The sequence below is a fragment of the Streptomyces sp. NPDC020845 genome (assembly GCF_044334165.1).
In the GTDB taxonomy this organism is placed as follows: domain Bacteria; phylum Actinomycetota; class Actinomycetes; order Streptomycetales; family Streptomycetaceae; genus Streptomyces.
This window is the reverse complement of record NZ_JBIRSJ010000033.1, coordinates 47,853-70,867: the sequence shown is the minus strand read 5'-3', so window position 1 is coordinate 70,867 and position 23,015 is coordinate 47,853. Positions and strand designations below refer to the sequence as shown.

The 23,015-nt window shown below is 77.0% G+C and carries 3 protein-coding genes; all 3 read right to left on the bottom strand.

Annotated elements, in window-relative coordinates:
* Nucleotides 1–7,105: type I polyketide synthase (locus tag ACH4U7_RS50525; RefSeq protein ID WP_398534512.1), on the bottom strand; the 7,105-nt coding region annotated here is incomplete at its 3' end.
* A 26-nt stretch (nt 7,106–7,131) separates the two neighbouring features.
* Nucleotides 7,132–13,872: an SDR family NAD(P)-dependent oxidoreductase gene (locus tag ACH4U7_RS50520; protein WP_398534511.1), complete on the bottom strand. Its 6,741-nt coding sequence runs from the start codon at nt 13,870–13,872 to the stop codon at nt 7,132–7,134.
* A gap of 8 nt (nt 13,873–13,880) precedes the next feature.
* A complete protein-coding gene (locus ACH4U7_RS50515) occupies nt 13,881–22,283 on the bottom strand; it encodes a beta-ketoacyl synthase N-terminal-like domain-containing protein (RefSeq protein WP_398534507.1) in 8,403 nt (2,800 codons plus the stop codon).
* Between the last annotated feature and the right edge of the window lie 732 nt (nt 22,284–23,015).

The following is a 23,015-nucleotide window of genomic DNA, read 5'->3' as shown; positions in this document are numbered from 1 at the left end:
CCTCGTCGAACGCCTCCGCGAAGACCGGGAAACGCGCGTACAACCCCGCCCCCATACCAGGGCGCTGACTCCCCTGACCCGAGAACAGGAACACCGTCTGGCCCTTCCCGGGGGCGAGAGCGTCGGCGGCGTGCGTGACCAGGTTGGGGTGAGGCGCGCCCAGGGCCAGGGCGTTGAGGGCCTCGGCCATCTCCCGGTCGTCACTGCCGAGGACGACCGCGCGGCGTTCGAAGGCCGAGCGCGTCGTGGCCAGCGACCGGCCCGTGTCGGCGAGGGGCGCCGGGGCGTCGGCACCGTCCAGCCAGTCGGCCAGGCGGGTGGCCTGGGCGCGCAGTGCCTCCTCGCTGCGGGCGGAGAGCGGCCAGGGTACGAGGCCGGGCGTGGCGGCCGGGGCCTCGGCGGGTGTCTCGTCGGGGCCCTGTTCGAGGATGAGGTGGGCGTTGGTGCCCGAGATGCCGAAGGAGGAGACGGCGGCGCGGCGGGGACGCGCGCCGGTCTCCGGCCAGTCGGCGGGTTCCGTCAGTAGCCGGACGTTGCCGCTCTCCCAGTCGACGTGGGGGGAGGGCTCGTTCACGTGCAGGGTGGGCGGCAGTACGCCGTGCCGCATGGCCATGATCATCTTGATGACGCCGGCCGCGCCCGCCGCGGCCTGGGTGTGGCCGATGTTGGACTTGATCGAGCCCAGCCACACCGGCCGGTGCTCGTCGGGGCGGCCCTGGCCGTAGGTGGCGAGCAGGGCCTGCGCCTCGATCGGGTCGCCGAGCGTGGTGCCGGTGCCGTGCGCCTCCACGGCGTCGATGTCGCCCGGCGCAAGGCCCGCGCTGGCGAGGGCGGCGCGGATGACGCGCTGCTGGGAGGGGCCGTTGGGGGCGGTGAGGCCGTTGCTGGCGCCGTCCTGGTTGATGGCGGAGCCGCGCAGGACAGCGAGTACCCGATGGCCGTTGCGGCGGGCGTCGGAGAGACGTTCCAGCACCAGCAGGCCGGCGCCTTCGCCCCACCCCGTGCCGTCGGCCGTGGCGGCGAACGGCTTGCACCGGCCGTCGGCCGCCAGGCCGCGTTGCCGCGAGAACTCCACGAAGGTGTTCGGCGTCGCCATCACGGTCACGCCGCCGGCGAGCGCCAGGTCGCACTCGCCGCCGCGCAGCGCCTGCGCCGCCAGGTGCATCGCCACCAGCGAGGAGGAACAGGCGGTGTCCACGGTCAGGGTCGGGCCCTCCAGCCCGAAGGTGTACGCCACCCGGCCGGACGCCACGCTCGGCGTGCTGCCGGTCATGATCTGGCCCTCGTAGCCCTCGGGTATCCGGCCGAGGAACCGTGACCCGTAGTCGTCGTACATGATTCCGGTGATCACCGCCGTCCGGCTGCCGCGCAGCGTGGCCGGGTCGATGCGGGCGTGCTCGAACGCCTGCCACGCCGTCTCCAGCAGCAGCCGCTGCTGCGGGTCGGTGGCCAGCGCCTCGCGCGGGCTGATCCCGAAGAACCCGGCGTCGAACAGCGCCGCGTCGCGCAGGAATCCGCCCTGGCTGGTGTAGCTCTTGCCGGTCCGCTCGGGGTCGGGGTCGTACAGCTCCGCGACGTCCCAGCCGCGGTCCTGCGGGAACGGGCCGATGGCGTCGACGCCGTCGGCCACCAGCCGCCACAGATCGTCGGGGGAGTGGACGTCGCCGGGGTAGTGGCAGGCCATGCCGACGACCACGACCGGGTCCTGGTCGTCGGCGTTCCGCGTCGGCGAGGGGGCCGGGGCGGCGATGGCGGGTGCGGCGCCGAGGAGTTCGGTACGCAGGTGGCCGATCAGCGTCTCGGGCGTCGGGTAGTCGAAGATGGCGGTGGCGGGCAGGCGTACGCCGGTCGCGGCGTGGAGGGCGTTGCGCAGCTCCAGCGCGGTCAGCGAGTCGAGGCCCAGCTGCTGGAAGGTGCGGCCCAGCTCGATGGACTCCGGCTCGGGGTGCGCCAGCACGGCCGCGATCCGGCCGCGCAGCACCGCGCCGATGAGCTTGTCCTGCTCGGCCTCGGGCAGCCCCGCGAGCCGCCCGGCGAGCGAGGACGGCTCCTGGACGGCTGCCACGGCTGCCACGGCGGCGCGCGCGGGCGCGCGTACGAGGCGGCGCAGCAGCGGCGGCAGGGTCCCGGCGGCGGCCTGCTCGCGCAGCACGCCGAGGTCGAACCTGGCGGGCACCAGCACGGCGTCGCCGGTCGCGAGCGCCGCGTCGAACAGCGCGAGACCCTGCTCCGGCGGCATCGCCGCGGTGCCCGAGCGCGCCATCCGCGCCAGGTCGGCGGTGGCCAGGTGCTCCGTCATGCCCGCCCCGCCGCCCCACAGGCCCCAGGCCAGCGAGGCGGCGCGGGTGCCGTCGCCGCGGACGCGCTCGGCCAGGGCGTTGAGGAACGCGTTCGCCGCGCCGTAGTTGCCCTGCCCGCCGTTGCCCAGTACGGAGGCGGCGGAGGAGAAGAGGACGAAGGAGGCGAGGCCGGCGTCCCGCGTCAGCCGGTGCAGGTGCCAGGCGGCGTCCACCTTCGGCGCGAGCACGGCCTCCAGCTGCCCGGGCGTGAGGGAGGTGACGAGGCCGTCGTCGAGGACGCCCGCCGTGTGGACGACGGAGGTCAGCGGATGGGCGCCGGGGATGGCGTCGAGCAGCGCGGCCAGGGCCTCGGGGTCGGTGATGTCGCAGGACGCGACGCGCACCTCGGCGCCCAGCTCGGCCAGTTCGGCGGCGAACGCCTCGATGCCGTCGGCGGCCGGGCCGCTCCGGCTGACCAGCAGCAGGTGGCGGGCGCCGTGTGCCTCGGCGAGGTGGCGGGCGACCAGCCGCCCGAGGGAGCCGGTGCCGCCGGTGACGAGGACCGTGCCCGCGGGGTCGAGCGGGGGCGGCGGCGTCTGCTCGGGGAGAGGGGCTCGGACGAGGCGGGGCGCGTACGCCTGCCCCTCGCGCAGCGCGAGGTGCGGCTCGGCGGCGGTGATGGCGGCGGGCAGTGCGGCGCGGGAGGCGGGGGTGTCGTCGGTGTCGACCAGGACGATGCGGTCGGGGTGTTCGGCCTGGGCGGCGCGCAGCAGGCCCCAGACCGCGGCGCCCGCCAGCCCGGGCGGCGCGTCGCTGGGGCCTGTCGCGACAGCGCCGGTGGTGAGGACGGCGAGGCGGGCGTCGGCGTCGTCCGACAGCACCTCGCGCAGCGGCGCGAGAACGCCGTGCGCGGCGGCGCGGACCCGTGCGGGCGGCTCGGCGTCCCCCTCGGTGGTGTCGGTGGTGCCGACGCTCAGCAGGATCAGACCGCCGGTCGCGCCGGGGTGGCGCGTCAGGCGCATCGCGGTGGGAAGTTCGCCGGTCAGGAGCACGTCGGCGCCGGCCTCGGGCGGCGCGGCGGGAAGCGCGAACGGCTCCCACTCCAGCCGGTACAGCGGCAGCGGCCCGCCGGGCGTGGCCGTCGCCGACCGCCACCGCTCGGCCGGGACGGTCCGCAGCGTCAGGCTCTCGATCGTGGCGACCTCGGCGCCCGCCTCGTCGGACAGCCGCAGCGTCACGCTGTCCGTGCCGGTCGGCGTGGTCCGCACACGCAGCCGGGACGCGCCGCCCGCCACGACCCGCAGCCCGCCGAAGGAGAACGGCAACCGGACCGTGCCGGGCGCGCCGCCCGCCTGGTCCTCGCCCGTGAACAGCTCGCCGATCGGGTGCAGCGCCGCGTCCAGCAGCGCGGGGTGGAGCGCGTACCGGGCGGCGTCGCCGCGCTCGCCGGGGCCGAGCGCCACCTCGGCGTACATCTCCTCGCCCAGCCGCCAGGCGGCGCGCAGCCCGGTGAACGCCGGGCCGTAGCGGTAGCCTTCGCCTGCCAGGCGCTCGTACAGCGCGTCGACGTCGACCGCGACCGCGCCGGGCGGCGGCCACGCGGCCGGGTCCGGGGCCGGGTCCGGGCTGGGAGCGGTGGCGAGCGTCGCGGTCGCGTGCCGCCGCCACGGGGCGGACGGCGGGACGCCGGAGCCGGCGTCCGCCCCGTCCGCGTCCTCGGCGGGACGTGAGTAGACCGTGAGGGCGCGCCGCCCCGACGGCTCGGCCGCGCCCATCGCGACCTGCACGTCGACCGCCCCGGTCGGCGGCATCAGCAGCGGCGTCTCCAGCGTCAGGTCCTCGATGCCCGCGCAGCCCGCCCGTTCCCCGGCGCGCAGCGCCAGCTCCACGAAGAGGGTGCCGGGCAGCGGCACGGCGTCCACGATGGCGTGGTCGGCCAGCCACGGCTGCCCGGCCAGCGACAGCCGCCCCGTCAGCAGCAGCCCGCCGTCCGCCGGTTCCAGCGCGGCCCGCAGCAGCGGGTGGTCGCTCTCCTCAAGGCCCGCCGCGCGGACATCCGCCTCCGGCTGCGGGGCGTCACGCCAGTAGCGGCGGCGGTCGAAGCGGTACGTGGGCAGCTCGGTGGCCGAGGCGCCGGGCGGGAACGCGGCGGTGAAGTCGACGCCCTCGCCGTCCACGTGGAGCAGGGCCAGGGCCGTCAGCAGCGTGCGGGTCTCGTCCCGGCCGCCACGCAGCGCCGTGGCCAGGACCGTCTCGGCCGCGCCGTCCCCCAGGCAGTCCCGCGCCATCGCCGTCAGCACGGCGTCCGGGCCCAGCTCCAGGAAGCGGGTGACGCCCTCGGCGCGCAGCGCCGCGATGCCGTCGCGGAAGCGGACGGGCTGCCGGGCGTGCCGCACCCAGTAGTCGGGCTCGCACAGCTGCTCGGCGCCGGCGAGGGCGCCGGTGACGTTGGAGACGACGGCGATGCGCGGCGGGGCGTACGTCAGCGAGGCCGCGACCCGCCGGAACTCCGCCAGCATCGGGTCGATGCGCGGCGAGTGGAACGCGTGGCTGACCTTCAGCCGCTTGGTGCGGCGCCCGCGCTCCCGCAGCGTGCGGACGACCTCCTCGACCGCGTCCTCGTCGCCCGAGACGACGACCGACTCCGGCGCGTTGACGGCCGCGATGGCCACCCGGTCCTCACGCCCGGCCAGCAGCGGCGCGACCTCCGCCTCCGGCGCCTCCACGGCCGCCATCGCGCCGCCGGCCGGCAGCGCCGCCATCAGCCGTCCCCGGGCGGCGACCAGGCGGGCGGCGTCCGTCAGCGACATCACGCCCGCGACGTGTGCCGCGGCGATCTCGCCGACGGAGTGGCCCGCGAGGTAGCCGGGGGCCACGCCGAAGGACTCCACCAGCCGGTAGAGGGCGACCTCGACGGCGAACAGCGCGGCCTGGGTCGCGTCCGTGCGGTGCAGCTCGTCCGCCGCACCGGCGGCGCCGGCCGCGAACACCAGCTCGCGCAGCGGGCGGGCGAGGCGCAGGTGCGGGTCGAGCGCCGCGCACGCCGCGTCGAAGGCGGCGGCGAACGCCGGGTACGCGGCGTACAGTTCCGCGCCCATGCCGGGGCGCTGGCTGCCCTGCCCGGTGAAGAGGAAGGCGCTGCCGCCCAGGCGCGCCGGGCCGGCCGCCCGCACCACGTCGGGGTGTCCCGCGTCGCCGTCCGCCAGCTCGGCGAGGCGGGCGCACAGCTCCGCGCGGTCCGCGCCCAGTACCACCGCCCGGTGGTCGAGCGCCGCGCGGCCGGCCGCCAGCGACCAGCCGAGGTCCTCGACCGGCACGTCCGGGTGCGCGGCCACGTGCTCCGCCAGGGCGGCGGCCTGCGCGGGCAGCGAAGCCGCGCCACGCGCGGAGACCACCCACGGCACCGTGGCCGCGGCGCGCGGCGGCCGGGGCCCTCGGGCCTCCTCGGGGGCGGGCTCTTCCGGGGCCTCCTCCAGGATCAGGTGGGCGTTGGTGCCGCTGATGCCGAACGACGAGACACCCGCCCGCCGCCGCCGGTCGCCCGGCCGCCACGGCACCGGCTCGGGCCCGGCCAGCAGCCGCACCGCGCCGCTGTCCCAGTCGACGACGGGCGTCGGCGGGCCGTCGTGCGGCAGGGGCGGCAGCGCGGCGTGCCGCATCGCCATGACCATCTTGATGACGCCCGCGACCCCGGCGGCGCCCTGGGTGTGGCCGATGTTGGGCTTGATCGCGCCGAGCAGCAGCGGGCGTTCGGCGGGGCGGTCCTGGCCGTACGTCGCCAGCAGCGCCTGCGCCTCGATCGGGTCGCCGAGGGTGGTGCCGGTGCCGTGCGCCTCGACCGCGTCGACGTCGGCGGGGGAGAGGCGGGCGCTGGCGAGGGCCGCGCGGATGACGCGCTGCTGCGACAGGCCGTTGGGGGCGGTGAGGCCGTTGCTGGCGCCGTCCTGGTTGATGGCGGAGCCGCGGATGACGGCCAGCACGCGGTGGCCGTTGCGGCGGGCGTCGGAGAGGCGTTCCAGCAGCAGCAGGCCCACGCCCTCGGCGAACGCCGTGCCGTCGGCCGCCTCGGCGAACGCCTTGCAGCGGCCGTCGGCCGCCAGGCCGCGCTGCCGCGCGAACTCGGTGAAGACGTACGGCGTCGTCATGACCGTCACGCCGCCGGCGAGCGCCAGGTCGCACTCGCCGCCGCGCAGCGCCTGCGCCGCCAGGTGCATCGCCACCAGCGAGGAGGAGCAGGCGGTGTCGACCGTCACCGCCGGGCCTTCCAGGCCCAGGGTGTACGCCACCCGCCCCGACAGCACGCTGGGCGCGTTGCCGGTGACGAGGTAGCCCTCGGCGGCCGGGTCGACGTGTGGCGTGCCGAAGCCGGGCAGCGCCGTCCCGGCGTACACGCCGACGGGCGCGCCCTTCAGCGACACCGGGTCGATGCCCGCCCGCTCCAGCGTCTCCCACGCCACTTCGAGCAGCAGCCGCTGCTGCGGGTCGACCGCCGCCGCCTCGCGCGGGCTGATGCCGAAGAACTCCGGGTCGAACAGGTCCGCGTCGTGCAGGAACCCGCCCTCGCGGGCGTAGGTGGTGCCCGCGTGGCCGGGGTCGGGGTGGAACAGCCGCTCCAGGTCCCAGCCGCGGTTGGCGGGGAACGCCGTCATCGCATGCCGGCGGCCGGCGACGAGGTCCCACAGCTCCTCGGGCGAGGCGGCCCCGCCCGGGTACCGGCAGGCCATCGCGACGATGGCCACCGGCTCGTGCTGCCCGTCCTCCACCTCGCGCAGGCGTGCCCGGGTGTCGTGCAGATCGGCGGCGACCCGCTTGAGGTAGTCGACCAGCTTCTCTTCCGTCGCCTCGCTGGGGCTCATTGCACTCCGAGTTCCTTGTCGATGAAGTCCAGGACCTGGTCCGTGGTCGCGGCCTGGAGGCGGTCCGCCGCGCGGCCGGTGCCGTCGGCGCCCGGTGCGGCGGCGTGGGCCGCCTTCCACGCGGCGAGGAGCGACTCCAGGCGCTCCGTCACCGCGGCCGGGCCGCCGCCGTCGCCGTTCGCACCCGCCGCGGCGCCCAGGGCGGCCAGCGTCTCCTCAAGACCGGTGAGCTGGCCGAGCACCGGCGCGTAGACGTCCGCCGGCCGCGGAGCGGCGGCCGGGGCCAGCTGCGTCCGCAGGTGCTCGGCCAGGGCCACGGCCTCCGGGTAGTCGAAGATGACGGTGGCCGGCAGCCGCAGGCCGGTCGCGGCGGTGACGCGGTTGCGCAGCTCGACGGCGGTCAGCGAGTCGAACCCCAGCTCCTTGAACGCCGCGTCGGCGGGCACGGCGGCCGGATCGGCGTGCCCGAGCACGGTCGCGGCGTGCCGCCGTACCAGCTCCGTCATCAGCCGCCGCTGCTCCGCGACCGACAGGCTGGCCAGCCGCGCCGCCCAGTCCTCGACGCCGCTGGCGTTCCCGGCTCCGGCACCGCCGCCCGCGGCCGTCGGCCGCGCCGCCCCGCTCGCCGAGCGGGCGGCGGACGCCAGCCCCCGCAGCGGTGCGGGCAGGGCCGCCGGCGGCTGCGCGGCCAGGGCGCGCGGGTCGAGGTTCAGCGCGAGCAGCGCGGGCCGCCCGTGCTTCAGGGCCGCGTCGAACAGCTCGCCGCCCTCCTCGGTGCTGGTGGGCACGATGCCCTGCCGCGCGATGCGCGCCACGTCCGCCTCGGTCAGCCCGCCGGTGAGCCCGCTCGCGGCGGCCCACAGGCCCCAGCTCACCGAGACGCCCGGCAGGCCCTCGGCGTGCCGCCGCTCCACCAGGGCGTCGCAGAACGCGTTGGCGGCGGCGTAGTTGGCCTGCCCCGGGGTGCCGAGGGTCGAGGCGAAGGACGAGCACAGCACGAACATGCCCAGCGGCATCCCGGCGGTCGCGGCGTGCAGGTGGGCCGCTGCCGCCGCCTTGGCCGACCACACCTCGGCGAGGCGTTCGGCGTCCTGGGCGGGCAGCATCGCGTCGGCGGTGACGCCCGCCGCGTGGACCACGCCGGTCAGCGGGTGCGCCGGGTCGACGCCCGCGACGGCCTCCCGTACGGCGGCGGCGTCCCCCGCGTCCGCCGCGACAAGCCGCACCTCCGCGCCCAGCGAGGCCAGCCGGTCGGTCAGTTCCGCCGCGCCGGGGGCGTCGGGGCCGCGTCGGCTGAGCAGCAGCAGGTGCCGCACGCCGTGGGCGCGCACCAGGTGCTCGGCGATCAGGCCGCCGAGGGTGCCGGTGCCGCCGGTCAGCAGCACGGTGCCGGCCGGGTCGAGCGGGGGCGCGGCCTTCTCCACGTCCAGCACGAGCTTCCCGGTGTGGCGGGCCTGCGCGAGGTGCCGCAGCGCCTGCCGGGCCTGGCCGAGCCGCCAGGCGGTGACGGGCAGCGGCGTGAATGCCCCCGAGGCGAACCGCTCGCCCAGCGCGGCCAGCAGCCGCCCCATGCGCTCGGGGCCCGCGTCCGCGATCAGGTCGAACGCCCGGTACGCGGCGCCCGCGTGCCCCCGCGCGACCTGCTCGGGGTCGCGGAGGTCGGTCTTGCCCATCTCGACGAACCGGCCGCCGTCGCGGAGGAGCCGGAGCGAGGCGTCGGTGAAGTCACCGGCGAGGCTGTTGAGGACGACGTCCATGCGAGGGAAGGCGTTCTCGAAGTGGAGGTCGCGCGAGGAGGCGCGGTGGTCGGCGTCGATGCCCATGGCCTGAAGCACGCCGTGCTTGGCCGGGCTGGCGGTGGCGTAGACCTCGGCGCCGAGGTGGCGGGCGACCTGCACGGCGGCCATGCCGACGCCGCCGGCGGCGCCGTGGATCAGGACAGTCTCGCCGGAGCGCAGCCCGCCCAGCTCCACCAGCGCGTACCAGGCGGTGAGGAACGCCACCGGCGCGGCGGCGGCCTCCCGGAAGCCCCAGCCGTCCGGCACGGGTGCGACCATGCGGGCGTCGGCCACCGCCAGCGGGCCGAAGGCGTCGTCGAACAGGCCCATCACGCGGTCGCCGGCGGCCAGCCCGGTGACTCCGCCGGCGACCTCGGTGACGATGCCGGCGCCCTCGCTGCCGATGGTCGCGGCGGCGTCCGGGTACATGCCGAGGGTGATCAGCGCGTCCCGGAAGTTGAGGCCGGCGGCGCGGACGGCGATCCGCACCTGGCCGGGGGCGAGCGGGGCGGCGGCCCGGGGGCTCGCCTCGGCCCGCAGGTCGTCGGGGCCCGTGCCGCCGCCGCCCGCCGTGACGCGCCAGGCACGCTCGCCCGCCGGCGGCGCCAGCTCCGCCTCCGCCTCGCCGTCCGCCCGCGCCATGCGCGGCACGAGCGCGCGCCCGGCGCGCAGCGCGAGCTGCGGTTCTGCTGCGCAGGCTGCTGCGCGCAGGGCGTTGAGCAGCGCGGCGGCGGGGGGAGTGCTGTCTGTCTTGTTGTGGGCGGTGAGGCTCGTGCCGCTGGCCTTGGCGGTGGCGTTGCCGTCGGTGTCGTCCGCCGTGAGGCTCGTGGTGTCGGCGGGGAGGTCGAGGAGGAGGAAGCGGCCCGGCTGTTCTGTCTGTGCGCTGCGGACGAGGCCCCAGACCGCGGCGGCTGCCGGGTCGACCGGCTCGGTGCCGGCGGCGTCCCCGGCCCGCATCGCCGACCGCGTGACGACGGCCAGCCGTGTGGCGTTCTCGTCCCCGGCCCGCGCCAGCCAGGTCTGAAGCAGCGTCAGGGTCCGCCGGACGGCGGCCAGGCCGGTGCCGGCGCCGGCCGGGTCCTGGCCGGTGATGGCCTCCGCCACCACGACGTCCGGCATGGCGGCGCCCGCCGCCACGGCGTTGAACAGCGCCTCGACGCCCTCGTGGCGCTCCGCGCCGGTCAGCTCCGGCAGGCCGTCGCCGAGCACCGCCACCGACACCGGCTCCGCCCCCGCCTGGGGGCCCGGCTGCGTCCACTCGACGGCGTACAGCCCGTGCGCGCCGCGCGCGCGGCTGGCCGCCCGCAGCTGCTCGACGCTGGTCTCGCGCAGCGCGACCGCCTCCGCGCTCAGCACCGGCGCGCCCGTCGCGTCCGCCACCAGCACCCGCAGCACGTCGCCAGGAAGCCGCGACAGCCGGACCCTGACCCGGGTCGCGCCGCCCGCCCACAGGGACACCCCGCTCCAGATGAACGGCAGCAGCACCGACCCGGCCGCGCCCGCGGCGTCGTCCAGGTGCCCGGCCAGCAGCACCGGCTGCATCGCCGCGTCGAGCAACGCCGGGTGGACGCCGAAGCCGCCGACCTGCCCGGCGGCCTCCTCCGGCAGCACCACCTCCGCCAGGGTGTCCTCGCCGTCCCACCACACGCCGCGCAGGCCGCGGTAGGAGGCGCCGTAGCCGTAACCCGCCGCCTGGGCCCGCTCGTAGAAGCCGTCCACCGGCACCGGCCGCGCGCCCGGCGGCGGCCACGCGCCGTCCAGGCCGCGCGGGGGTGCGGGCTCGCCCACCAGCAGCGTGCCGGAGACGTGGCAGATCCACGCGTCCGGCCGCCCGGCGTCCTCCTCGGGACGGGAGTGGATCCGCACCGCGCGCCGCCCCTCGGCGTCGGCGGCGTCCACGACGACCTGAACCACGAGCCCGCCCGACGCCGGCAGCGCCACCGGCACCTGGAGCGCCATCTCCTCCACGCCCGCGCACCCGGCCTCGTCGGCCGCCCGCAGCACCCACTCCACCAGCACCGTGCCGGGCAGCAGCGCGACGCCCGCGACCAGGTGTTCGCCCAGCCAGCCCGCCCGCCCCGCCTCCGGCAGCCGCCCGTTGAGCACCAGCCCGCCGTCCGGCAGCCGCACCGCCACGGGCAGCAGCGCGTGCCCGACCGGGGTCAGCCCGCCGCCCGCGATGACCGCCGCGCCGTCACCAGCCGCGCCCGGCTCGGTCGGCAGCCAGTACCGCTCCCGCTGGAAGGCGTACGGCGGCAGCGGCACCGCGCGTCCGGCCGCGAACCAGGCGTCCCAGCCGACGGGCGCGCCCGCGACGTGCGCCTCCGCCAGCGCCCGGCAGAGCCGCTCGGGGCCGCCCTCGTCGCGGCGCAGCGTGCCCAGCGCGGTGGCCGCCGCGCCCGCGTCGCCCGCCGCCTCGAAGCACTCCTGCATCCCCGGCACCAGCACCGGGTGCGCGCTGGCCTCGACGAACACCCGGTAGCCGTCGGCCAGCAGGGCGTCGATCGCGTCCGCGAAGCGCACCGGCTGCCGCAGGTTGGTGAACCAGTAGCCGGCGTCCAGGCCGGCGGCGTCCATCCGGCCGCCCGTCACCGTCGAGTAGAACGTCACCGGGGAGGTGGCGCCCGACACGCCCGCCAGCACCTCGGCCAGCTCGCCCTCGATGCGGTCGACCTGCGGGCCGTGCGAGGCGTAGTCCACGTCGATGGCACGCGCCCGCAGGCCGTCCGCCTGCGCGGCGGCCACCAGCTTCGCCACCTGCTCCGGCGAGCCCGACACCACCGTGGACGACGGGCCGTTCACCGCCGCGACCGTCACCTCGGGCGCGTGCGCGGCGGCCAGCTCCCGGGAGTCCTCGACGCCGCAGCCGAGCGACGCCATGGCACCGTCCCCGGCCAGCGCGCGCAACGCCCGGGCGCGCAGCGCGACCACGCGCGCGCCGTCGTGAAGCGTCATCGCGCCCGCGACGCAGGCGGCGGCGATCTCGCCCTGCGAGTGGCCGACGACCGCCGCCGGACGCACGCCATACGACTCCCACACCGCCGCCAGCGACACCATCACCGCCCACAGCACCGGCTGCACGACGTCGACCCGGCCGATGTCCGCCGCGCCGGGCGCGCCGCGCAGCACGTCGGTCAGCGACCAGTCGACGTGCGCGGCCAGGGCGCGCTCGCAGGCGGCGACGCGTTCGGCGAAGACGGGGGAGGTGTCGAGGAGTTCGACGCCCATGCCGCGCCACTGCGAGCCCTGCCCGGGGAAGACCATGACCGGTCCCGCGCCGACCTCGCCGGCCACGCCGCGCACCACGGCCGGGCCGGGCTCGCCGTCCGCCAGGCCCGCGAGGCCGGCCAGCAGCCCGGCCCGGTCCCGGCCCACCACCACGGCCCGGTGCTCGAACGCCGTGCGGCGGGTGGCAAGCGACCAGCCCACGTCGGCGGCGTCCGGCGCCCGCCGCGTGAGGTACGCCGCGAGCCGCGCGGCCTGGTCCCGCAGCGCCGCCTCGCTCCGCGCCGAGACCGGCCAGGCCACCACGCCCGGCCGCTCGCGGCGTTCGGCGTCCTCGTCCGGGGCCGGGTCGGGCGCCTGCTCCAGGATCGCGTGTGCGTTGGTGCCGGAGACGCCGAAGGACGACACCGCTGCCCGCCGCGGCCTGCCGGTCTCCGGCCACTCCCGGGGCTCCGTCAGCAGCCGCACGGTGCCGTCGCTCCAGTCGACGTGCGGGGTCGGCTCGTCGATGTGCAGCGTCGGGGCCAGCTGGCCGTCGCGCAGGGCCATCACGGTGTGGATCGCGCCCGCGACCCCGGCGGCGGCGTGCGTGTGGCCGATGTTCGACTTGATCGAGCCCAGCCACAGCGGCCGCTCCTCCGGCCGCCCCTGACCGTACGTCGCCAGCAGCGCCTCCGCCTCGATCGGGTCGCCGAGGCGGGTGCCGGTGCCGTGCGCCTCGACCATGTCCACGTCGCCGCCCGCCAGCCCGGCCGTCGCCAGCGCGTCCCGGATCACGTTCTCCTGCGCCACGTCGTTGGGCGCGGTCAGCCCGTTGGAGGCGCCGTCCTGATTGATGGCCGAGCCGCGCAGCACCGCCAGCACCTCGTGCCCGTTGCGGCGGGCGTCCGACAGCCGCTCCAGCACCAGCACGCCCGCGCCCTCGGAGAAGCCCGTGCCGTCGGCCGCCGCGGCGAACGGCTTGCACCGCGCGTCGGGCGACAGCGCCCGCTGGCGGCAGAACTCGGTGAACATCAGCGGCGTCGACAGCACCGTGACGCCGCCCGCCAGGGCCAGCGAGCACTCGCCGGCCCGCAGCGCCTGCGCCGCCAGGTGGATGGCCACCAGCGACGACGAGCACGCCGTGTCCACGGTGACGGCCGGGCCTTCCAGGCCGAGGGTGTACGCGACGCGGCCGGAGATGATGCTGGTGAGACTGCCGGTGGTGGCGTAGCCCTCGTAGCCGTCGGGGACGCGCGGCATGCCGGAGATGTAGTCCTCGCTCGACACGCCCACGTACACGCCGGTCCGGCTGGCGCGCAGCGTCTCCGGCACGATGCCGGCGCGCTCCAGCGCCTCCCACGACAGTTCGAGCAGCACCCGCTGCTGCGGGTCCATGGCCAGCGCCTCGCGCGGGCTGATCCCGAAGAACGCCGCGTCGAAGTCGGGCACGTCGTGCAGGAAGCCGCCCTGGCTGACGTAGCTGGTGCCGTAGTGGCCCGGGTCGGGGTGGAAGAGGCCCTCCAGCTGCCAGCCACGGTCGGCGGGGAAGTCGCCGATGCCGTCGCCGCCGGCGAGCACGAAGTCGCGCAGCTCCTCGGGCGACCGTACGCCGCCGGCGAAGCGGCAGGACATCGCGACCACCGCCACCGGCTCGTGCCGCGCGTCCTCCAGCTCCCGCAGGCGGGACCTGGTCTCGTGCAGCTCGGTGGTGACCCGGCGCAGGTACTCGACCAGTTTCTCTTCGCTGACCATGTCGTTCGTCACCGGCCTTCAGCGGATGGGGTGCGGGCGTCGGCGAGGACGCCCAGCTCGTTGTCGATGAAGTCGAGAAGCTCGTCGGCCGAGGCGGACGCCAGCTTCCCGGCGGCGTCGGCCCGCGAGCCGTTGCCGTCGGGAGCGCTGTCGGTGGCCCCGGCGGGCTCGGTGGCCCCGGCGGGCTCGGCGGGCTCGGCGGGCTCGGCGGGCTCGGCGGGCGCCAGCTGGTCCTCGATGCGGCGCGCCAGCGACTCGGGCGTGGGGTGGCGGAAGACGACGGCGGCCGGCAGCCGCAGCCCGCTGGCCGCCACCAGCCGGTCGCGCAGCTCGACGGCGGTCACCGAGTCGAAGCCGAGCTCCTTGAAGGAGGCGTCGGAACGCACCGCACCCGGGCCGTCCTGGCGCAGCACGGTCGCGGCGTGGCCCCGTACGAAGTCGAGGACGGCGTGGTGGCGTTCGGCGGGCGCGAGGCCGGTCAGGCGGCTGGCCCAGCCGTCGGCGGCCGGGGGCGGCGCGGCGGCGACCGGACGCCGGGACGGCGACCGGCCGCCCGGCGCGAGCGCTCGCAGCGCGGCCGGCAGTTCGTGGGCGGGGCGGGACGCCAGGACGCGGGCGTCGATGCCGGCCGCCACCAGGGCGGGGTGGTCGGCGCGGCAGGCGGCCAGCAGCAGCGCGAGGCCGTGGTCGGCGTCGAGGAGCCCGGCCCAGCGCGCGCCACCGGCCTGACCGGCGGCGGCCCAGGGGCCGTACGCCACCGACACGCCCGGCAGCCCGGCCCGGCGCCGCGCGGCGACGACGGCGTCGGCGACCGCCGCTGCCGCCGCCCGCCCCGGGCTCACCGGCCCGTCCCAGGCCGTGCCGCCGTCCGTCAGCACCACGAACCGGTCGAGCGGCAAGCCGGCGGTCGCCTCGTGCAGCGCCCACAGCGCCGCGCCGTCCGCCGCGTCGGCGGTCAGCCCGGCGACGTGGACGACGCCGGTCAGCGGGTGGCCCGGATCGACGTCCGCCACCACGCGCGCCAGCGCACCGGCGTCGCGCGGATCGACGCCCACGGCGCGCACGTGCGCGCCCCAGCGTTCCGATCCCTCTGCGGCTTCACCGCCGAACCGCACCAGCAGCAGCCGCCGTACGCCCGCCGCGCGCGCCAGGTGCTCGGCGACGGCCTCGGCGAGCGGCCCGCCCCCGTCGGTGACGAGGACGGTGCCACCGGGCCCGAACGCCCCACCGCCCGCGGCGGGTACGTGGCGCGTCAGGCGTGGCGCGAGCACCCGCCCGCCGCGCAGCGCGACGCGCGGCTCGCCGGGCGCCGCCGCCACGGCCTCGGCCGCGGACTTCTTCCCGTCGGTGTCGATCAGCGTGAGGCGGCGACTGGGCTGCCCGGTCTGCCCGGCCTGGCCCGCCTGAACGCCGCTCACGTGGCCCCAGACCGCTGCGGCGGCCGGGTCCGGCGGCTCGTCCTCGTCGCCCGCCGCCACCGCGTTCCGGGTGAGCACGGCCAGGCGGGTGCCGGCCAGGCGCGGCTCGGCGAGCCAGGCCTCCAGCACGTCCGCCACGGCGCTGCCGTCCGCCGGCGGGCGCCACAGCACCATGCCGGGCGCGGGCGTTCCCTCGTCCAGCGCGGCCAGCAGCGCCGGGAGGCCGTTCCCGCCGAGTTCGGCCACGGTCCCGGCGGCGTCGTCCGGCGGCTCCTCGGCGCCGGGCGCCACCGGCGCCCAGCCGACGGCGTACAGCCCGCTCGCCGCCGCCCGGCTCGCCTCCCGCACCTGCCGCGCGGCGTGCGGGCGCAGCACCACCGACGCAACGCTCAGCACCGGCGCCCCGGCCGCGTCCCAGACGTCGACCCGCAGCTCCCGGTCGTCCGTCGTCGCCACCGGCGCCAGGCGTACGCGCGCCGCGCGGGCGCCGGTCGCCCACAGGCGTACGCCGCTCCACGCGAACGGCCGCCACAGCCGGTCGTCCGCCGCCCCGGTCAGCAGCGCGGGCTGCAACGCGGCGTCCAGCAGCACCGGATGAACGCCGAAGCCGTCCGCCCCGTCCCCGGCCTCCGCAGGCAGCACGACCTCCGCGAGCAGGTCGTCGCCGTCCCGCCACAGCGCCCGTACGCCGCGCAGCGCGGGCGCGTAGCCGTAGCCGTGCGCCTCCGCCCGCTCGTAGAGACCGGCCATCTCCACCGGCTCCGCGCCCGGTGGCGGCCAGGCCGGGGCCGCCGCTGCCGCCTCGCCATCCGCCGGGACCAGCGTGCCGGCCGCGTGACGCGTCCACTCCCCGTCCGCGTCCGCCGGGCGCGAGGAGACCGTCACCGCGCGGCGGCCCGAGGCGTCCGGCGGCGCGACCGCGACCTGCGCCAGCACGTCCCCGTCGCCGTCGAGTTCCAGCGGCGCACGGAGCAGCAGCTCCTCCAGCGCCCCGCCCGCCTCGTCGGCCGCTCGCAGCGCCCACTCCACGAGGACGGCGCCGGGCACCAGGCCCACGCCCGCCACCGTGTGGCCGCCGAGCCAGTGCCCGTCGTCACCGCCCGGCAGGCGGCCGTTCAGCACCACGCCGCCGTCGGCCAGTTCGACCGCCGCCGTCAGCAGGGGGTGTCCGGCCGGGCGCGTTCCGGCCCCGGCTCCGGCGGCGTGCCGCTCGCGGCGGCCTTCGTCCGGCGCCAGCCAGTAACGCCGCCGCTGGAAGGGGTAGGCCGGCAGCTCGACCGTGCGCGGCAGCGTCCGGGCCGGGTCGAACCAGCGGCGGAAGTCGACCGCGAGCCCGGCCGCGAAGCCGTCGCCCAGCGCGCGCGCCAGCCGCTCCCGGCCGCCGTCGTCGCGGCGGAGGGTCGCGACGGTGACCGCCTCCGCCTCCGCCTCCGCCGCCTCGAAGCACTCCCGCAGCGCGGGGATCAGCACCGGGTGCGGGCTGACCTCGATGAAGACGCGGTACCCGTCGGCCAGCAGGGCGTCGATCGCGGGCGCGAAACGCACCGGCTGCCGCAGGTTGGTGAACCAGTAGGCGGCGTCGAGGCCCGCCGTGTCCTGGCGGGCGGCGGTGACGGCCGAGTAGAACGCCGTGCCCGTGGCGCGGGGCGCGACCTCGGCGAGGTCGGCGTGGAGGGTGTCGGCGAGCCGGTCGACCTGCGGGCCGTGCGAGGCGTAGTCCACGTCGATGGTCCTCGCCCGCCGGCCCGTTGCCTCGCAGGCCGCCACGACGGCCGCCACCTGGCCGACCGGCCCCGACACGACGGTGGAGTGCGGCCCGTTGTACGTCGCCACCGTCACCTGCGCGGCGTCCGCGCCCAGTTCGGCCAGCAGCCCGGTGGTCTCCTCGCCGCTGAGCGCGAGCGACGCCATGGTGCCGTGGCCCGCCAGCGCGCGCAGGGCCTGGCTGCGCAACGCCACGATCCGCGCGCCGTCGCGCAGCGACAGGCCGCCGGCTACGCAGGCGGCGGCGATCTCGCCCTGGGAGTGGCCGACGACGGCCGCCGGGCGTACGCCGTGGGCCTCCCACACAGCCGCGAGCGACACCATCACCGCCCACAGGCACGGCTGGACGACGTCGACCCGGCCGATGTCGGCGGCGCCGGGCGCGCCGCGCAGCACGTCGGTCAGCGACCAGTCGGTGAACGCGCCCAGTGCCTCCTCGCATGCGGCGATGCGGGCGGCGAAGACGGGGGAGGTGTCGAGGAGTTCGACGCCCATGCCGCGCCACTGCGAGCCCTGTCCCGGGAAGACCATGACCGGGCCCGGCGCGGCGGCCGCCGATGCCGCCGTGGTGCCGGGCGCCTGGCCGTCGGCGACCTCGCGGAGCGCGGCCAGCAGGTGTTCGTGGTCCGCGCCGGTGACGACGGCGCGGTGGCGGTCCGCCGACCGCGTGGTGGCCAGCGACCACGCGACCTCCGCCGGGGAGGGGGGCGGGCTGGCGGTGGCGAGCCAGTCGGCCAGCCGCCCGGCCTGGGCGCGCAACGCCTCGGGGCCGCGCGCGGACAGCGGGAGCGGTACGACGCCCGTCGGTACGCCGGGCTGTTCGGGCTCGGGTTCTGGCTGGCCCGGGGGCTCTTCGAGGATGAGGTGGGCGTTGGTGCCGGAGATGCCGAAGGAGGAGACGGCGGCGCGGCGGGGACGCGCGCCGGTCTCCGGCCAGTCGGCGGGTTCCGTCAGTAGCCGGACGTTGCCGCTGTCCCAGTCGACGTGGGGGGAGGGCTCGTTCACGTGCAGGGTGGCGGGCAGGGTGCCGTGCCGCAGCGCCATGATCATCTTGATGGCGCCCGCGACCCCGGCGGCGGCCTGGGTGTGGCCGATGTTGGACTTGATCGAGCCCAGCCGCAGGGGGCGTTCGGCCGGGCGGTCCTGGCCGTAGGTGGCCAGCAGCGCCTGCGCCTCGATCGGGTCGCCGAGCGTGGTGCCGGTGCCGTGGGCCTCGACGGCGTCGATGTCGGCGGGTGTGAGGCGGGCGTTGGCGAGGGCGGCGTGGATGACGCGTTGCTGGGAGGGGCCGTTGGGGGCGGTGAGGCCGTTGCTGGCGCCGTCCTGGTTGATGGCGGAGCCGCGCAGCACCGCGAGCACGCGGTGGCCGTTGCGGCGGGCGTCGGAGAGACGTTCCAGCAGGACCAGGCCCGCGCCCTCGGCCCACCCGGTGCCGTCGGCGGCGGCGGCGAACGGCTTGCACCGTCCGTCCGGGGCGAGCCCGCGCTGCCGCGAGAAGGAGGTGAACATGCCGGGCGTCGCCATCACCGTGACGCCGCCCGCGAGCGCCAGGTCGCACTCGCCGCCGCGCAGCGCCTGCGCCGCCAGGTGCATCGCCACCAGCGAGGAGGAACAGGCGGTGTCGACCGTGACGGCCGGCCCTTCCAGGCCCAGGGCGTACGCCACCCGGCCGGACGCCACGCTCGGCGTGCCGCCGGTCAGCAGGTGCACGTCGATCTCGTCGGTGGCCTCGTGCAGCCTGGGCCCGTAGTCGGCGGCGGTCGTGCCGACGAAGACGCCGGTGGGGCTGCCCCCGAGCGACGCCGGGGGGATGCCGGCGCGCTCCAGCAGCTCCCAGGAGAGTTCGAGCAGGATGCGCTGCTGCGGGTCCATGGCCAGTGCCTCGCGCGGGCTGATCCCGAAGAAGTCGGCGTCGAAGTCGGCCGCGTCGTAGAGGAAGCCGCCCCGGCCGGTGGCGCTGCCGCCGCCGAAGAGCTCGGCCAGGTCCCAGCCCCGGTCGGTGGGGAAGTCGCCCACGGCGTCCCCGCCGTCGTCGACGAGTCGCCACAGCGCCTCGGGGGAGTCGACGCCGCCGGGGTAGCGGCAGCTGGCGGCGACGACGGCGATCGGCTCGTCGGCGGTGATCGTGGCGGCGGAACGGGGGTGGTGCCCGGCTGGCTGCCGCCCGTCGCGCACCGCGCCCAGCCAGGTGGCGACGGCGGTGGGCGTGGGGTGGTCGAAGGTCAGGGTGGCGGGCAGCGGAACGCCGGTGGCGGCGCTGAGGCGTTCGCTCAGTTCGGTCGCCGCCAGCGAGTCGAACCCGAGCTGCTTGAACGTCAGCCCCGGATCGACCCGCTCGGCTCCCGCGTGCCCCATCACGAGCGCGACCTGCGCCCGTACCAGCCCCACCAGGTCCGCCACGGGCGGTGCGGCGTCCGCGCGGTCCGCGTCGCGGAGGACGTCTGCGGGCCCGGGGGCCGCATCCGTCTGGTCCGCGTTCGCGTTCGCGCTCGCCGCCTGGTCCGGCCAGTGGCGTTCGCGCTGGAAGGCGTACGTGGGCAGGCGCACCCGGCGTGGCTCGTACCCCGCGAAGGGGGCGGACCAGTCGATGGGCAGGCCGCGGGTGTGGGCCTCGGCCATCGCCGAGGCGAAGGTGAACGCCTCGGGCCGGTCGCGGCGTTGCACCGCGAAGGCCGCCGGGCGCGGGGCGTCGCCCGCCCACGCCGCGATGGTCTCGCGGGCCATGCCCGTCAGCGAGGCGTCCGGGCCCAGCTCCACGAACGTGCCGACGCCCGCCTCGCACAGCCGCCGCACGCCCTCGGCGAACCGCACCGCCCGCCGTGCGTGGTCGGCCCAGTAGGCGGGGGAGCACAGCTGCTCCGCTTCGGCCAGCTCGCCCGTCACGTTGGAGACGACGGGCAGGGTGGGCGCGGCGAAGGTCAGACCGGCCGTGACCTCGCGCAGCTCGCCCAGGATGCCGTCCAGATGCGGCGAGTGGAACGCGTGGCTGACCCGCAGCACCGTGGCCTTGCGGCCGCGCGCCCGCCACGCCGCCGTCGCCTCCGCGACGGCATCGCGGTCGCCGGAGATCACCACGGAGGTGGGGGAGTTGACCGCTGCCAGGCCGATCCGCTCCGCCTCCGGGGCGCACGCCGCCTCGGCCTCGGCTGCGGTCGCCTGCCAGGCGGCCATCGCGCCGGGCGCGGTGACCGACTGCATCAGGCGCCCCCGGGCCGCCACCAGCGCGCACGCGTCGGGCAGCGACAGCGCGCCGGCGATGTGCGCGGCGGTGATCTCGCCCACGGAGTGGCCCATCAGGTAGCCGGGCCTGAGACCCCAGGACGTCACCAGCCGGTACAGCGCGACCTCGACCGCGAAGAGCGCGGGCTGGGTGTACGCCGTCTGGTCCAGCGCCGGCGCCGCGTCCCGGGAGGCGGCGCCGGCGAACACGACGTCCAGCAGCGGCGTGTCCAGCCAGCGGTCCATGTGGCCGCGTACCTCGCGCAGCGCGTCGGCGAAGACGGGGTACGCCGCGTACAGTTCGCGGCCCATGCCGGGGCGCTGGCTGCCCTGGCCGTTGAAGAGGAACGCGACCGCGCCGTGTTCTCCGGCCCGGGCCCGGCCCTGGACGACGCCGGGGGTCTCGGTCCCGGCGGCCAGGGCGTCGAGGCGTTCGCGCAACTCGCCCGCCTCGCCGCCGAGGACGACGGCCCGGTGGGGGAACGCCGTCCTGGTGGTGGCGAGGGCGTGGCCGACGTCGGTGGGGTCGAGGTCCTGGTGGTCCCGCAGGTGGTCGCGGAGCGCGGCGGCCTGGGCGGCCAGCGCGGCCGGGCTCGCCGCCGACAGCGGCCACGGCGTCACCGGCGGTGTACCCGCGGCCCGCGTCACCGGCACCGGGGCCGGCACCGGGGCCGGCACCGGGGCCGGCACCGGGGTCGCGGCCGGGGCGGGCGCCGGCGCCTCGGCCAGCACCACGTGGCAGTTGGTGCCGCCCATGCCGAAGGAGCTGACTCCGGCGACCAGCCGGCGTTCCTCCAGGGGCCACGGCTCGTACGCCGTCTGCACGCGCAGGCCCAGCTCCCCCAGCGGGATGGCCGGGTTGGGGGTGGCGAAGTTCAGGCTCGGCGGCAGCGCGCGGTGGTGGATGCTGAGCGCCGCCTTCAGCAGGCCCGCGATCCCGGCGGCGGCCTCCAGGTGCCCGATGTTGGTCTTGACGGAGCCGACGCGCAGCGGGTCGCCGTCCGCGCGGCTCCCGCCGAGCGCCGCGCCGAGGGCGGCGGCCTCGACCGGGTCGCCGACCGGCGTGCCGGCGCCGTGGAGTTCGACGTACCGTACCTCGGCGGGGTCCACCCCGGCCTGCTCCCAGGCGCGCCGCAGCACCTCGGTCTGGGCGTCGGGGCTCGGCCGCGTCAGGCCGTCGGTGGCGCCGTCGTTGTTGACCGCGCCGCCCTCGATGACGCAGTAGACCGGGTCGCCGTCGCGCAGGGCGGCCGGCAGCGGCTTCAGCAGCACCATGCCGCCGCCTTCGCCGCGCACGAAGCCGTTGGCGCGGGCGTCGAAGGTGTGGCACCGGCCGTCCGGCGACAGCCCCTGGAACTGGGCCTCGGCCAGCCGCATGCTGTCCTCGGCCAGGATCAGGTTCACGCCGCCCGCCAGCGCCAGCTCGGCCTCGCCCCGGCGCAGGCTCTCGCACGCCAGGTGCACGGCGACCAGCCCGGAGGACTGGGCGGCGTCGACGGTGAGGCTGGGGCCGCGCAGGCCCAGGCGGTGCGAGACGCGGTTGGCGATGATGCCGCGGTTCAGGCCCGCCATCGTGTGGCGGGTGATGCCGAGCCGCCCGCCGCGGCGCAGCACGGCGGCGTAGTCGTCCCAGATGGCACCGGTGACGACGGCGGTGCGGCTGCCGGCGAGGGCGCTGGGGAGCAGCCCCGCGTCCTCCATGGCCTCCCAGGCCAGTTCGAGCATCAGCCGCTGCTGCGGGTCCATCGCGACGGCCTCGTGCGGCGGGATGCCGAAGAAGTCCGCGTCGAAGGTGTCGACGCGGTCCAGGAGCCCGGCGCGGTACGGCGTTGCGCCGGGCGGCGTGGGCCAGCGCGCCGCCGGCACCGGCCCGATGGCGCTTCCGCCGCCGCGCAGCAGACGCCACAGCGCGCCCGGATCCGGCGCGCCGGGCAGCCGGCATGCCAGGCCCACGATCGCGACGGGCCACCTCGCAGCCCCTGGCTCGCGGGTCAGGCTGTTCCCGGGCATGACACCCCCGTCTGAATCGCAAGACAGCTGGTTATGGGCTCAGGACATGCCCCGTACGGCGTTCATTCTCGGAATCCGACCTAAAGTTGATCTAACCGAAAACGTCACACACCGGGGCAGCGCATTTTGTGCGGGGACGTCGGCTCATATTGACTTCCCGTCAGACGGCGCCGTCGGAGCAGAGGGCGTTAAGAACGCGTTAAGAAGCGGCCTCGCAACCTTGTGACACCGGCGATGAATCAGCCTATGTCGGATTTTGTTGTCGGTTCATTGACCCTCACACAGCCGCGCGACGCGCGGTTAGGATGCGTCGATGTCGCCCTCTCCAGGAGCGTTGCCTCCGGTTGTTCTCGTCTCGGGTCAACCAAGAGTCGCGGTGCCCGTGGCGGTGTGGTATCCGGGGCCAGTGCGACGGCCCAGGGCGACCCAGGCAGCCGATCGCTCCCTATGGAAGACCAGTCTCATCTGACGAAAGCCAACTGGGACCGTCCGGTATTCATATGAAGGGCGCGAAGATGACTCTCTCGTCGTCTAGGGGGTCCTCGGCGTGGGTAGGACATCGCCGCTGATGCCCGACGCGCGACCGAATAGGCGTCAGGTTGTGTTACGCATGTGACCGATGTGCTGAAGCAAGTTCAAAAATCGGGGTGAATGTCTCGAATGCTGACCGTATTCGATGATGAAGTATCCACCTGCTGCGAGAATGCGCTGGGCACAGTGGGAGGTCGCGCA